Origin of the sequence: Geminisphaera colitermitum TAV2 (assembly GCF_000171235.2) — a bacterium.
Lineage (GTDB): Bacteria > Verrucomicrobiota > Verrucomicrobiia > Opitutales > Opitutaceae > Geminisphaera > Geminisphaera colitermitum.
Genome location: NZ_ABEA03000097.1, coordinates 40,168 through 53,885 on the forward strand (window position 1 = coordinate 40,168; position 13,718 = coordinate 53,885).

Consider the following 13,718-nt stretch of genomic DNA (forward strand, 5'->3'; position numbering starts at 1 on the left):
ACTCGTCACCGTTTCGACGGTTCATCGGCATGGTTAAACCCCATTTGCCGAAACTCTCACTAGGCGTCCTCCTTATACTCCTGGCCACCGCGCTGACCCTGCCGGCCCCCTGGATATTCAAACTCATCATCGACGAGGCGCTTCCCTCGCACGACATGCACCGGCTCCTAGTCCTGCTCATCGTGTTCACCGCGATCTTTGTGGCGCGCGGCGTTGTCACCTTCATGCGCACGCGCATCCTGCAATTCACGGCCATGCGCATTGTATGCGACATCCGCATCGCCCTCTTCGCGCACATGCAGACCCTCTCCCTGCGCTACTTCGACGCCCACCAGACGGCCAAAATCACCTCCCGCATTTCGCAGGACACCAACGAATTTTACCAGCTTACCAACGGCTTTCTCATCAACCTCATCGCCGACACCGTCACCGTCCTCTGCGTGCTCGGCTTCCTCTACTGGGTCGAGTGGCGGCTCGCTCTCTGCGTGACGCTCGTCCTGCCCTTTTTTGCCATCAACTACCTCTACAACCGCCGCAAAATGCGCGCCGAGAGCCGCACGCACCGCGACAACTGGGACACCGTCATCGGCTTTCTCCAGGAGCGCGTCGCCGCCGCCCGTGTCGTCAAATCCTTCACCCGCGAAGCCGCCGAAACCACCACCTTCGCCAGCGGCATCAACCGCGACTACTTCAACTTCTCGCGTATCGTGATGCGCAATACGCGACTCTCCATCGTGGCCGATCTCCTCGGCTCCGTCGGCGCCCTCATTGTGCTCGGCTACGGCGGCTGGCTCGTCCTCAAAGGCGAGATGCAAGTCGGCACCCTCGTCGCCTTCAACGGCTACATCGCCTTTGTCTTCCCCCCCATTGTGCGCTTCGTGGACCTCGCCACCGTGCTCCAACGCGCCAGCACCTCCATCGAAAACATTTTCGCCCTGCTCGACACCAAGCCCGAGGTGAAGGACGAACCCGGCGCGGCCGAACTCCCGCCCGCCCGCGGCGAAGTGGAGTTTCGCAACGTCTGCTTCGACTACGAACCCCCCACCGTTTCCGTCCCCGCCCCCCTGCCCGGCACGCCCACCCGCGCCGCCGCCGCCGCCCGCCCCGGCAATCCCGTGCTCGGCGTGCGCCGCCCGCGCACCCTCACCGACGTGAGCTTCAAAGTCCCCCCCGGACGCATGGTTGCCATCGTCGGTCCCAGCGGCTCGGGCAAGAGCACGATCATCAACCTCCTCGCCCGCTTCTACGATGTGGCCTCGGGCGAAGTTTTGGTGGACGGCTGCGATGTGCGCCGCGTCACCGTCGAATCCCTGCGCCGCCAGATCGGCATCGTGCTCCAGGAAAACGTGCTCTTTTCCGGCACCATCGAGGATAACATTAAATACGGCCGGCCTGACGCCACGCGCGAGCAAATCGTGGCCGCCGCCACCGCCGCCAACGCCCACGAGTTCATCCTCGCCATGCCCGACGGCTACTCGACCGTGATCGGCGAGCGCGGCGCCAAGCTCTCCGGCGGCCAGCGCCAGCGCCTGGCCATCGCGCGGGCCATCCTCAAGGACCCGCGCATCCTCATTTTCGACGAGGCCACGAGCGCGCTCGACACCGTATCCGAACGCCTGATACAGCAGGCGATGGAACGCCTGATGGACAACCGCACCAGCTTCGTCATCGCGCACCGGCTCTCGACTATCCAGCGCGCTGACATGATCCTGGTTTTGGAGAGCGGCCATCTCGTGGAATGCGGGCGGCACGAGGATCTGGTCAACGCCGGCGGCCTCTATTCGCGCCTGCACGCCCTGCAATTCCGCGAGCCCGTGTAGTCCTGCGACGGGGACAGCCCTAATGGGCGGGTCTCCCGACCTATACGCGCTAACATCTTTTCAATCGCCACGCATTTCTTGAGATTATTTCAGCAGAAAACAGCGATTTTTAGATTTAAAAGGCTGGTTTGAATCAAAAAATGAAGAAAAAAACGAAACATGTTAGCGCGTATAGGTCTCCCGACCTATACGCGTTCAAGCCAATTATCAGTCATGGGTGTACATTGTCTTAACGGTAGGGAGGCCTTTGTGCCCTCTGTCGAGGGCAGCCCTTCGGGCCATCGCCTTCGGCGATGCCATCTCCGCGCTGCTGCGCTCCGTCCGAGGCCTCCGAAACCACGTTCCAAGCACCTACGAATTTCGCATTCTCACACTACGCACGGCGGAGGCCTCGGAGAGGCCTCCCTACCAGGTATCAAATGGCTCCAGCTTAAATGAAACTGCTCTCGCCTCCGAGGAGCTCTCGGCGACCCTCCTCGCAAGCGCATCCTTCGCCCTCCAAGGGTTACTTCTCCGGTGGCGGAGGCGGAGGGAGGTTATCCGGTGATTCGTCGGGACCGGGGGCGGGGGGACGGTCATCACGTCCGGCACGCTCGTTGCGTTTTTGACGTTCGGCGGCGCGCTCGGCGTTCCATTTTTGTATGCGCTCGCGCTGGGCTTTTTGGAGTTCGGCCAGTTGCTGGCGTTGCGCTGGTGTCAGTTCCTTGGCGACCTGTGCTTCCATCTGCTCGATGACGGTGCTGGCTTGCTTGAAACTTTCGCGGCGCAGACGGCGGAGTTCTTCGGTGCCGGCTTCGACGATCGGTTTGATTTTTGCGTCCTGCTCGGGGGTGAGTCCGAGCTTGTCGAACTGGCGGCGTTGCATCCGCGCAAAGTCTTCCGGGCCGGAGCGACGGGGGGGGGGGGGGGGCTGTTGCGCGGCGCGTGTGCAACGGAGCGTCACCATGCCGCCGGCAATGGTGCCGGCAATAAAGATGCCGGTGCACAGCAGGGTGGCTTTGAGGGTGCGGTTCATCATGAGGAGGGTTCGACCACGGCGAGTACTTCGCCGACGGGATCGAGGTAATCGTTGAGATGAGTGTCGTGCGAGGCTCCGGCGGTCGCTGCGTTCGGGGCCACGCTCCAGAGGATGCACACGGTCATGGCGAGGGAGGCCACGCCGAGAGCGCGCCAGGCGAGGCGGTCGAACCAGATCAGGAGCGCGCCACCGGGACCGGTGACGAAGCGGGGGGCGCTGGCAAAGGCGAGTGCCACGACGCGGGTGGCGAAGCCCGGGGGCAGGGAGATGTCGGTCGGGGGGACGGGGGCTTGACGGGCGACCGCGATCAGGCGCATCCAAGGGGTGTCGTTTGGCGGTCGCGGGGCGGTGGAGGAGGGGCGGGTGGTGTGGGTGGTTGTTTTCATGAGCGTTCCTTTCGTTTCAGGGCTTCGAAGAGTTTTTGCAGTTTGCGGCGGGCGCGGAAGGCGCGAACTTTGATCAGGGTGATATTCCAGCCGGTGAGTTCGCGGATCTCAATGAGAGTCTTTTGTTCGAGGTCGAGGAGTTGAAGGACGAGGCGGTCGCTTTCGGAGAGCTGACCGAGGAGCTTATGCACGAGTTCGTGGGCGGCAAGTGCGTCGGGCGCATGGCGGTCGGAATCGTTGGTGATGACGGCGTCGAGGACGTTGGCTTCGTTTTCCGAGAGGTCGGCCCAGCGCAATTCGGGTCGGCGTTGCTGGGCGCGGAGGTGGTCGATGCAGGTCGTGACGGCGATGCGCGAGACCCAGTGCGGGAAGGGGACGTTGCCCTGATACTGTTCGAGGCGGGTGAACATTTTCAGATAAACCTCCTGAGCGAGGTCTTCCTCGGCCATGCGGCGCGGGCGGCGTGCCCGAACGATGCGCATGACCATCGGGGAAAGCTCCTCCACCAGTTGCCGTGCCGCAGACTGGTCGCCCATGCGGACACGATCAAGGCATTGATCAATGTCGATGGGTGATTCGTCGGCGTCGGACATGTTTGAGTTTGGCAATAAATGGGGGAGGCTGCATGCACTCTTGCCAAGACGCCAGCCCGCATGCGCGGTTACTGTCTCCAACGTCTTCAACGATGACCGGCTCCGATCCCGTTTTTTCCCTTGATGATCTCGCCCGATGGTCCCGCCCGGGAGTGTCGCTCGCCGTGCTTGGGCATCCGATAAAACACTCGATCAGTCCGCCCATGCACAACGCAGCGCTGGCCGTCATGGCGGCGCGTGCGGAGGCAGGGGGGGGGGGGGGGGGAGGGGCTCCGGCGTTCGCGGACTGGCGTTACCATCGGTTCGAAATTCACCCGGACGATTTGCCGCGGGCACTGGAGTTGTTGCACGAAAAACGTTTTCTCGGGGTCAATCTTACCGTGCCGCACAAGATCATCGCGTTCTCGTGCGTGGCGCGGGTGGACCCGGCGGCGCGTCCGATTGGCGCGGTCAATACGCTCAAGTGGACTCAGGAGGGCTGGCATGGTTTTAACACCGACGGCTACGGCTTGGCGACGGCGGTGCGCGAGACGCTCGGCATCACGCTGGCGGATTCGCCCGTCGTGCTGCTCGGCGCGGGCGGGGCGGCACGCGGGGCGGCGGTGGAGTGTATTCACCAACGATGCGCGGGTCTGTGGATCGCCAATCGCACGCGCGCCAATCTCGACACGCTGCTCTCTCAACTCGCGCCGCTCGCGGCGAAGGCGGGCGTGGCAGTGCAGGGGGGAGGGGGGGGGGGAGAAAGTGTTCCGGAGGGCGCGTTGGTCATCAATGCCACGAGTTCGGGGTTGCGTGTGGACGATCCGCTGCCGGTGGAGTTGGAGCGGTTGCCGCGTCCGGCGGGGGTTTACGACATGATTTACAATCCGCCCGAGACGCGACTTCTGGCGCGGGCGCGGGCACTCGGATTGCCGGCGGCCAACGGGCTTTCGATGCTGATTCATCAAGGCGCGCGTTCGCTGCAAATCTGGAGTGGCGCGGAGGTGCCGGTGGAGGCGATGCGGAAAGCAGCGGAGGCGGCTTTACGAAAAAGCTAAAAAGCCTCCCCCCCCTTTTTTTTAGACAGAATTAACAGAATTTTCTGAATTAACGGAAGTTGTGAGAGAGATGTCTTTTTGAAAATTCTGTTAATTCCGCAAATTCTGTTAATTCTGTCTAAAAAACTGCTGTTCCGTGGTTGGCTGCGTAATATCAGTGAAGAACTAAAACTCACATGCGTGTCGTCGTCATTGCGGATATCCATGGCAACCTCGCGGCGCTGGAGGCGGTGCTGGAGGAAATCGGACGGTTGCGGCCGGACCGCCTGATCGTGGCCGGAGATATCGTTGACGGGGGACCCGACTCGGCGGCGTGTTGGGAACGGGTAAAAACGCTCGGTTGCCCAGTGTTGCGCGGAAACCACGAACGCTACGTTTTTGACTTCGGCACGGAACGCGCCGCGCCGGAATGGCTGAAGCCGCAGTTTGGTCCATTGCATTTTGCACGATCCGAGCTTTCGGAGCGGCAAATGCGCGAGATGGCGGCGTTACCCACGGTGTGGCGCGATCCGGCGTTGCCGGGGCTGGTTGTGGTGCATGCGTCGGAACTCGGCGACCATGATTCCGTGCTCACTTACACGCCGGACGATGTGGTGGAGGCCTTGTTCCCCACGATACGCGAGCCTCTGATCGTGCGCGGGCACAATCATCAGTGCATGACGCGCGAGTGGCGGCACGGGCGGATCGTCACGACGGGCGCGGTGGGCATGCCGCAGGACGGGAATCCGTCGGCGCAGTTCGCGGTGTTTGAGTCAGGGGCGCATGGTTGGAGCGCACGTCACCGGTCGGTGCGTTATGATGTGGGCGCGACGTTGCGACGGTTTCACGAATCGGGGTATCTGGAAAAATCGGGACCTCTGGGGGGATTATTTTATCGCGAAGTGGAGACGGCGACGATGCAGGTGGTGCCGTTCCTGCGTTTTTGGGGGACGGCATCAATGGCGAGGCCGGACTTGTCGCTGGAGGCCGCAGTGGCGGAGTGGCTGCGGCGATAACGCAATGTCCGACGGTCGCAAAAAAATCCCCGGCGCGTGGTGCACCGGGGACTTGGAAGAATGACTCGGACGTTGTCGTGTGCGACTGCCGTTTATTCCTTGGGAGCGGGGACGAATTCGAGGCGGAGGGCGTTGTCGCCGGTGAGGATGAGGCGGTTTTTCTTCAAATCGGCCTGTTTGGTGGCCTTGAGGTCGGCGACATAGGCGGCTTCGCGTTTGATTGTCTCGGGCGAACCCATGATGCGGGTGGCGGCGAGGGCGCGGCCCCAGTTGATGCTGCCATCGGCTTCGAGCACGGCGGTGCCGAAGTAGGCATTTTCACCCGAGGAACCAGTGGCGCGTCCATTCTCACCAAGGCGCAGGGTGATCAGCGCGGGGAGATGGGTGGTGCCATCGGCAGAGGTCCATTGATCGAGAACCCATGAGGTGTTGGCGGCGTTTTGCAGGGCTTTGGCGGAGGTGGCCAGCGCTTTGGCGTCGGCTTTGACTTCGGCGCCGGTCGCAGTCGCCGGTGTGGCGGCAGGCGAGGCGGACGGGGTTTGCTGGCAACCTGAGAGGGCGACAAGGGCGAGGAGGGAGACGGGTGTGGCAACGTGTTTAAGGAATCGTGTTAATTTCATGGTGCTTCAAAGATGAGGGGTTATTGGATGTATGCAAGTCGCAGTTATTCTGCAATTAGCTGTTTTTAAGGTAGTGGAGGAGACTTGTCGAGAGGCGGCTTTGGCGGGAGGGGAGGTAACAATGGAGCTTGGGACACGTCTTGGTGTCTGATTACAATTCGCCCCGCGCGTGCATCTCCCCCCCACAACCACATACGTCTATGAAAAACCTATTTTACCTTTTGTTGAGTTTCAGTCTGACGGCGTGGGCTCCCGTTGCTTGGGCGGATGAAAATGTCTCCGGAGGCGGAGAGCGCGGCGATGAAGCGCCGGAGGTTTTGTTGTCGGATGAGGAACTGGACAAGTTGACCGGGCCCATCGCGCTCTATCCCGATGCGCTTGTAGCCTTGATCCTGCCGGCCTCCACGGAGGCGGCGGATGTGGTGCTGGCTGCGCGTTTTTTTGCCAATGGAGGCAAGTCGGCGGATGTCGGTGTCCAGCCGTGGGACGAATCGGTGCGCGCCTTGGCGCGTTATCCGGAGGTGATCCAGTGGATGGACGAGAATCTGGCATGGACCCGGCAGTTGGGGGTGGCGTTTCTCGCGCAGCCGTCCGGTGTCATGCAGGCCATCCAGAGGATGCGAGCCCGGGCGCAGGAGGCTGGGAATCTCACGAGTACGCAGGAGCAAACAGTGATCGTGGAACCGGACTACATCCGCATCGTGCCGACGCAGCCGGAGGTGATCTATGTGCCGCGTTACAATCCGGAGATCGTTTATGTGCCGGTCAGCACGTATTACGGGCCGGTCATCGCCTACGGCGCGCCTTATCCGTGCGGGAGTTGGCTGCGTTACGACTGCAACTGGTTGTCGTGGAGCATTTGGGTGGGGTCGTGGAGTTATGTTTATTACCGTCAGCCTGCCTGGCGTCCGCCGCCCGGCTACCATCCTCCGCGTGGCGGGCCTCCTTCGCATCATGGTAACACATGGCGTCCGCCGCCGGGAAAGCGTCCTCCCGCCCATGTGTATCCACCACGCTATGACGGCCGTCGTGACGAGCGCCGGGCGGAGCGTCCGGTGCCGATGCACGGGGCTCCGGGACGGGCGTCTTACTTTGTCCGGCCCGGGGACGGGGGCACGGGACCGCGCGCCGGGCGCTGGGAACGTCCGGGATCGGACGGGCGTTTGGAAAACCAGGGCAACTTCAACAGCGGCAACCGGGGGGACAACCGGCGTCCCGATGGAACCTTGCGGCCCGCCCCGCGCCCTCGTCTGGGGGAGGACGGGAATCGTCTTGCTCCCGGTATTTCAAATCCCAATACGCCTGCGGCGAGGCCGTCGCCGCCGGTTGCCGCGCCTGATGCCGTGGGGCGTGGCGGGAGTGGCGGACCGGCCGCCGCGGACCGGACGGACCGCAGGGAGCGGACGCGGGTGGAGTCAACGGGTCGTCCGGAGGGATCCTGGCGGCGCGAATGGGGAGACGGGCAGCCTGTCCGCCGTAATGAAAATCGAATTACACCTGTCCCCGGCGTTTCTCCTGCGCCGTCGCTTGCGCCCGCGCCTGGCGTCCGGGGAGAGCGGGAGTCGCGTGAGGCGTCGTCCGACGTGCGCCGTCGCACTTTCCTGTCTGGCGGGGATGGCGCTGCGCCGCCAAGCCAGGGCGTTCGTCCTGGACGGAGCGATGCCTACACCGGCGCGCGTGAGGTGCGTTCGCGCCGGGATTCGCCGTCGTCGTTGTCGTCACCGGCTTCGCCTGCGCAGCGTCCGTCGGCCCCTCCTCCGAGGCGGCAAGCTCCACCTCCGCCGCCTCCGTCGCCCCCGCCATCATCGCCGTCGATCACGGATGATCAGAAGCAGGCGGATTCCTCCGCCCGCGCCTCCGGTTCCTCGCGGGATGGCCGTGAACGTTCGCGCCGGTAGCATCTGTGATCGGCCCGGCAACAAATGCTTAAACCGCGAGCCATTCGTTGACGGTGGCACTCTTCCGGCTACATTTTTCACGTTATGCCGACTATCACCAAGAATGTTCCCTCCGCCACGAAGGCTTCGCCTATCGTTTCGCACCTGCAAACCGCCCTCGCCAGCTCCTACGCTTTGATGGCCAACACCCACTACGCCCATTGGAATGTGGAAGGGTCTGGTTTTTTTGCCCTCCATGCCGCGTTCGAGGAGCAATACACCGCTCTTTTTGAGGCAGTCGATGAGATCGCGGAACGCATCCGCGCCCTCGATCACTACGCCATCGGCGGGCTCCGCAACCTCGCTGACAAGGCTGGTATCGAGGAGTTTTCGCATCCCGTTGCGCCCAAGGACTTCATCGCCGCGCTCATCGTCGGTCACGAAAAGGTCATCGCCGACATGGTCGCTCTGCGCGACGCTTCCGAGGCGGCCAAGGATCTCGAAACTCAGGATGTCGCCATCGGCCGCATCCAGTGGCACCAGAAAACCATCTGGATGCTGCAAAGCTGCCTTAAGTAAAAAGCGGCAGGACATCATCCGCCCTTATACTTGGAAAATCCACGCGTCTTTCCCACCGAAAGGCGCTTTTTATGAATCATGATTGAGACTGAGTATCAGCCTAATGCCGAGACTGGCACCAGCGGCACAACCACAATGACGTTGCCTGACGGTGGTGCGGCGGCGGTTCGTTCCGCTGGTGGTTGTTGTCCGTTTCACGATGGACCGGAAACGTTGGATGGCTTCATGGCGGAGGTCTTGAGGGAGGGAGGACAGGTGAATCAGGAGGGGGGACGGGAGGTTTTGGATACGGCGCTCGATTTGCGTCACGCCGTGCAGACGCGGCGCGATGCGGGTACGTGTGTCGCGTTGCTTTGCCGGTTGCGCGCGCAACTCGACGGGCGGCATTATCTGGCGTTTTACCGCGTGCGTTGCTGGATGCGCCGGGTGTTGGCGGTGGAGAGTTCGGCGGGGCGCAACGAGCCTTGGGTTCGTCAGGCGTTGCCGCTGGATTTCGCGCGTCCGGAGGAGATTGAAGATCAGAGTCTCGCCCTCTGGCCTGCTTACGATGGCTGCGTTTCGCCCATGGCGCGGGTGCGGTTTGTGTTCGCGCAGGAAGGTCGAAAAGGCTCGCGCGATTAAAAGGCTGCAAGGTCGAGGAGGAGTTCGCCTTTGCCGGGTTTTTGTCCGGCAGCGGTGACGGTGAGTTTTTTTTCGCCGACGCCGACCGACCAGAGGGCGCGAAATTCACGCGAGTAACGGATGGGTTGCCCGTCGGCGTGGTCGCGGGGGAGGGACGGGAGATATTCGGGAACAAGTGTGTCGAGCGTGGCAGGCAATGCGCGGTCGTGGTCGAGCGCGTAGTGCCGGAGCGCAAGAAAGGCTTCGGTCGCGGAAAATGCGGATTCGTGACGGACTCCCGTTTGGAGGAGTTTGGACCAGCTTGGAGAGACGAGGTTTAACAGCACCCGCCCCAGGTAGTTTTCCTGATGGATTTTCGAGGAGGGTTCGAAAGGAGCGTCGATGTTTGAGGTCGTGATTGCGGTACCGTCCTGCCCGATGAGCCGGATGACTTCGCGCAGGCGTTCGGCGTAGAGACGGGTGGTTTTGTTGCGCTTAAGCAGGGGGGTGAGTTTCGGATCGAAGCCGAGTGACTTAACGTTAAACGGGGTGTAGCCACCCAAAAGCCTTCTGAATGATCCGCGCGTTTTTGGGTTGGTGATGTTATCCAAGGCGAGATGGAAAGAATTCAGTTCCATGCGGAATGTGCGCCGTGTGTTTTCCGGGTTGAGGCGCGAGGCGCGGACAGTGGCGAGGGCGAATCGGAGGTCATCGCAGGAGAGCGGATGGGTGATGGCAACGCGGCGGGTGGCGTCGAGCGCCTGCGTTTTGATGGCGATGGCGGTAAGGTGGTGAATCAGCGTGGTGGAACCGTTTTCGATCACGGTGCCGATGGCAAAAATGTCTCGAAGCGTTTGCAGGGATTTGCGGGTGTCGCCACGGCGGGCTTCATCGGTGGCGCGCAGTATCATGAGCCAGGCAAGGGGACGAAGTTGGCCGGTTTCCGGGTATTCGGAATCGAAACTTTCCGGCCACGCCGCTTGCGAGCGTGGGGCGGCGAGGGCTTGAGCAACAAGCGGCCAGACTCCTTGGGCGTCGGCGTGGGCGAGGAGTTCCTGGCGCAGGGCGTCGTCTTGCCGCGTGCCTTCGAGCAGGGCGTTGATGTCGGTTCTGCGGGTTTTGTGGAGCGGGTTTTGCGCGGCGGCGGCGGCGCGGACAAGGAGGGCGTAGGCGTTTTGGTTTTCGGGGAGTTCTGGAGGACGCGGGACTTCAAGGTCGGTGAGATTGGGCGGGGGTTCGTCTCGCGCCCAACAAAAGTAGGTAAAAGAGAGGGCCGCCGAAAGTGCGATTGCGGCGACGAGAATGATACCGAGCGTCATGCGGGTGCGGCGTCGGCCTCGGGATGGCGTCGCGCCAGCGGAGGAGGGAGGGGGAGGGAGGGGTGGCGGTGTGGTTTTCATCGGCTGCGAAATTCGATTTTCGGAGGTCCGCCGTCGGGCGTGGAAGACGGGGCGGGCGAGACGGACGCAGGCGCGGGTGCAAGCAGGGCAGGGGAGGGGGGGAGGGGGATAACGGAGCCGGTGAGCGCGAGTCGGGCGAGGTCGGCGAGGACGGGTTGGAGCGATTCGAGGTTGCGATAGGTTTTGGCAAAGGCCTCGCGGCTTTGGTGTCCAAGCCGGTCGGGCGATCCGGGGGCGGCAGGCATGGAGGCAACAACAAGAACGAACTCGCGGATGCGCACGGGAGGAAGCGCGGCGGCGAAGGCTGAAAAATTGTCCCGTCCGTCGGCGTCGCGGGCGAGGTCCACGGTGTCGAGTTCGACGCGAACGTATTTGTAGTCGAGCACGGGCGCATCGTTCCCCCTCCCCCCCCCCCCCCCGGCCATGCGGGTCGCGGCGGAGAGTCCGGAACCGCCGCTGGCGACGAGGTTGCGTCCGCGCAGAAATACGCGTTGCGAGAATGCGCCGGGATTGCGCAGGACAAATTCCCCGGCGCGCAGGCTGCCGCCGAGGGGATTGGCGGCGTAGGTGGTCAGTTCGCAGGTGAAGCCGGTGCGCATCTGCACGCGGCGCGCGGCGATGCCGGGGGCGAGCACCATCCAGCCGAGGACGGCCCCGGCCAGCGCCATGAGGACGATTACGAGGAGCACCACGGCAATGCCGCCGCGCTCTGTCCTCTGGCTTTTGTCTTTTGATGCCATTGCCCGCATTGCCCGGAAAATATCTCACGCAGAGGCGCAGAGCCGCAGAGAAGAAGAGAAGAAGAGGAAGGATGTTGGGAAAAATGGCTTTCTCCGCGCCTTTGCGTCTCTGCGTGAGTTTTTTTTTAGCCGCCGAAATTTTCCGTCAACAGCACGAGTGATGCGTCCTCGGCCTTGAAGGTGAAGGTGCCGGAGTAGGGCAACACTACGTTCTCGCCGCGAACGAGGGCGCCGCCGTTGCCTTCGCCGCCGGTGCCGGAGGAGGGGACGAGTTTGCCGGTGACGACGCTGAGGATGCGGGCGTATTCGTTGGCGGGGATGGTGAGCGTTTCGTCGCGGTCGAGAACGATGCGGCGGATGCGGAATTCGTCGCAATCGGCGATGACTCCCGATGTGGGGGCGGCGCGCACGGGGGCGGGTTCAAAATCGTCCCACTTGATGGAGGCGAGCGATTCTTCGATGTGGAGCTGGCGGGGTTTGCCGTCGAGGCCGGTGCGGCCCCAGTCGTAAACGCGATAGGTGGTGTCGGAGTTTTGCTGGATTTCGAGGATCAGGTTGCCCGCATCGATGGCGTGGACTTCGCCGCTTTGGACGAGGATGGAGTCGCCCTCGGCAACGCGGAAGCGGTGCACGCAGTCTTCAAGCGTGTTGTTGGCGATGGCTTTTTCGAACTGCTCGCGGGTGACGCCTTTTTTGAGACCCACGATGAGGCTGGCGCCGGGCTCGGTGTCGGCGATGAACCAGGTCTCGGTCTTGGGCTCGCCTTTGAGCGAGGCGGCGACGGAAGCGGGCGGGTGAACTTGAAGGCTGAGGCGTTCGCGGCAGTCGAGCCACTTGACGAGGATGGGGAAGGGTTTCTCTTTGTCCCAAGCGGGGCCCATGATCTCGGCGGCGTTTTTGGCGAGCACGTCGCGGAGCTTTTTGCCCTTGAACTTGCCGGAGGCGATGACGGATTGCGCCTCGGGGCGGTCAACGATTTCCCAGCTTTCGCCGATGGGTTTTGTTGTTGATCCCGATCCCGACCCGGAGGGGAGACGGCGGCCGAGGGAGGTTTCGAGGGCGCGGCCGCCCCAGACGCGTTCTTGGTAGAGAGGTTGAAAACGGAGGAGTTCGTTCATGGATCGAATTGAGATTGGAAACAAAATGGATGGATCGAAAAGACGATGAGTCAGTTGGAGGAAACGGGCGACGCGAATAAGCGGCCCGGATGGAATGCGTTTGACCGTGTGTGGTGGCGACGCGTGTGGTATTCAGCTCACATTGATTTGTTCAGCGCCCGCCAAACCACATGCCCAAGCCCGTAAACTCAAACTCAAATAACAGACCCTCTTTCCCCGCCCAGAGGCTCAGCCCGCGCTGGCTGACCGCAACGCTCTGCCTGCTGTTCGGGGTGTTGCTGGTCGTGGCCATGATCGGCTTCGAGCCCGAGCAGAGCCGCTGGGTGCGCGACACACCGATCAACACCAACCCCGTGGGCAGCATCGGGGCCGAGCTTGCCTGGTGGTCATTCCGGTTGCTCGGCGTGGTGGCGTGGCTGGTGCCGGCCTTCCTCTTCTGGACCACCTGGGTGTCGATTCGCATTCCGCGTCAGGTTACGTGGTTGCGTGTTGTTGTCATGTTCATCTGTCTTTTCGCCGCGTGCGGGCTGGGCACGATGTTTCAGGGCAGCACGGAGGCTGTATCCAATACCCTCAGCGTGGGCTGGGGCGGGCAGGTGGGGGAGGCGGTTTATGAGAAGTTTTTCTTTGTCTATTTTGGCCCCATTGGGTCCACCCTCATTCTGGGCTTCATTTACCTCATCGGCCTGATGTTCATCCTCACCCCGGACGTCCGGCAGGAACTCGACAAACTCCTCGCCAATTTCCACCGCTGGCGCGAAGAACGCGCCCGCCTCCGCGCCGAACTTGCCGAGGCCCGCCGCATTCGCCGCGAAGCCGACGAAAAAGCCCGTGCCGTCGCCGCCGAGGCCGAAGCCAAGGCCGTGCTCGCCGCCGAAGCCGCTGCTGCCGCCGAGGCGAAGCGCAATGCTGAACTCAAAGTCACTCGCGGCGCG

At 62.7% G+C, this 13,718-nt stretch carries 14 protein-coding genes; 7 read left to right on the forward strand and 7 right to left on the reverse strand.

Annotated elements, in window-relative coordinates; translation table 11 throughout:
• The first annotated feature begins 29 nt into the window (after positions 1 to 29).
• Positions 30 to 1,820 (forward strand): ABC transporter ATP-binding protein, encoded by a 1,791-nt coding sequence (locus OBACDRAFT_RS11345; RefSeq protein WP_052361767.1) that lies wholly within the window; start codon positions 30 to 32, stop codon positions 1,818 to 1,820.
• Positions 1,821 to 2,325: 505 nt separating this feature from the next.
• Here the strand turns inward: OBACDRAFT_RS11345 and OBACDRAFT_RS11350 are convergent.
• Genes OBACDRAFT_RS11350 through OBACDRAFT_RS11360 form a run of 3 tightly spaced genes read right to left on the reverse strand, consistent with a single transcriptional unit; the run spans position 2,326 to position 3,817 of the window.
• Entirely contained in the window at positions 2,326 to 2,838 is a 513-nt protein-coding gene (locus OBACDRAFT_RS11350) for a hypothetical protein (protein WP_198529885.1), read from the reverse strand.
• On the reverse strand, positions 2,835 to 3,224 hold the full coding sequence (locus OBACDRAFT_RS11355; RefSeq protein WP_232767030.1) for a hypothetical protein: 390 nt from the start codon (positions 3,222 to 3,224) through the stop codon (positions 2,835 to 2,837). The genes OBACDRAFT_RS11350 and OBACDRAFT_RS11355 overlap by 4 nt, the downstream gene beginning before the upstream one ends.
• Positions 3,221 to 3,817 carry an RNA polymerase sigma factor gene (locus tag OBACDRAFT_RS11360; protein ID WP_043585670.1) on the reverse strand — a complete coding sequence of 199 codons (597 nt, stop codon included), beginning with the start codon at positions 3,815 to 3,817 and terminating at the stop codon, positions 3,221 to 3,223. The genes OBACDRAFT_RS11355 and OBACDRAFT_RS11360 overlap by 4 nt, the downstream gene beginning before the upstream one ends.
• A 92-nt stretch (positions 3,818 to 3,909) precedes the next feature.
• Between OBACDRAFT_RS11360 and OBACDRAFT_RS11365 the strand changes: the two genes are divergently transcribed.
• Positions 3,910 to 4,854, forward strand: a complete 945-nt coding sequence (locus OBACDRAFT_RS11365) for a shikimate dehydrogenase family protein (protein ID WP_043585672.1) — start codon at positions 3,910 to 3,912, stop codon at positions 4,852 to 4,854.
• Between the two features lie 176 nt (positions 4,855 to 5,030).
• Entirely contained in the window at positions 5,031 to 5,849 is an 819-nt protein-coding gene (locus tag OBACDRAFT_RS11370) for a metallophosphoesterase family protein (RefSeq protein ID WP_043585674.1), read from the forward strand.
• Between the two features lie 92 nt (positions 5,850 to 5,941).
• Here the strand turns inward: OBACDRAFT_RS11370 and OBACDRAFT_RS11375 are convergent, their stop codons facing one another.
• The gene (locus OBACDRAFT_RS11375; RefSeq protein ID WP_043585676.1) at positions 5,942 to 6,469 is read right to left on the reverse strand and encodes an META domain-containing protein; all 528 of its coding nucleotides are present in this window, start codon (positions 6,467 to 6,469) and stop codon (positions 5,942 to 5,944) included.
• Positions 6,470 to 6,669: 200 nt separating this feature from the next.
• Between OBACDRAFT_RS11375 and OBACDRAFT_RS26510 the strand changes: the two genes are divergently transcribed.
• From OBACDRAFT_RS26510 to OBACDRAFT_RS11395, 3 genes are all read left to right on the forward strand, one after another.
• Positions 6,670 to 8,367, forward strand: a complete 1,698-nt coding sequence (locus tag OBACDRAFT_RS26510; RefSeq protein WP_081721975.1) for a DUF3300 domain-containing protein — start codon at positions 6,670 to 6,672, stop codon at positions 8,365 to 8,367.
• An 84-nt stretch (positions 8,368 to 8,451) separates the two neighbouring features.
• Positions 8,452 to 8,925, forward strand: a complete 474-nt coding sequence (locus OBACDRAFT_RS11390) for a Dps family protein (protein WP_043585682.1) — start codon at positions 8,452 to 8,454, stop codon at positions 8,923 to 8,925.
• Positions 8,926 to 9,003: 78 nt separating this feature from the next.
• Positions 9,004 to 9,546 (forward strand): hypothetical protein, encoded by a 543-nt coding sequence (locus OBACDRAFT_RS11395; RefSeq protein ID WP_043585685.1) that lies wholly within the window; start codon positions 9,004 to 9,006, stop codon positions 9,544 to 9,546.
• Here OBACDRAFT_RS11395 and OBACDRAFT_RS11400 read toward each other — a convergent pair.
• The 3 genes from OBACDRAFT_RS11400 to OBACDRAFT_RS11410 form a co-directional block, all read right to left on the reverse strand.
• Positions 9,543 to 10,925: a hypothetical protein gene (locus tag OBACDRAFT_RS11400; protein WP_052361764.1), complete on the reverse strand. Its 1,383-nt coding sequence runs from the start codon at positions 10,923 to 10,925 to the stop codon at positions 9,543 to 9,545. The genes OBACDRAFT_RS11395 and OBACDRAFT_RS11400 overlap by 4 nt on opposite strands.
• On the reverse strand, positions 10,922 to 11,665 hold the full coding sequence (locus tag OBACDRAFT_RS11405; RefSeq protein WP_052361765.1) for a hypothetical protein: 744 nt from the start codon (positions 11,663 to 11,665) through the stop codon (positions 10,922 to 10,924). Before OBACDRAFT_RS11405 ends, OBACDRAFT_RS11400 begins: the two co-directional genes overlap by 4 nt.
• A gap of 125 nt (positions 11,666 to 11,790) precedes the next feature.
• Complete coding sequence (locus OBACDRAFT_RS11410; RefSeq protein ID WP_043585687.1) at positions 11,791 to 12,783, reverse strand: type I phosphomannose isomerase catalytic subunit; 993 nt, start codon at positions 12,781 to 12,783, stop codon at positions 11,791 to 11,793.
• 170 nt (positions 12,784 to 12,953) lie between these two features.
• On the opposite strand from OBACDRAFT_RS11410, the gene OBACDRAFT_RS28205 reads away from it, so the two are divergent.
• Positions 12,954 to 13,718: DNA translocase FtsK 4TM domain-containing protein (locus OBACDRAFT_RS28205; RefSeq protein ID WP_198529886.1), on the forward strand; the 765-nt coding region annotated here is incomplete at its 3' end.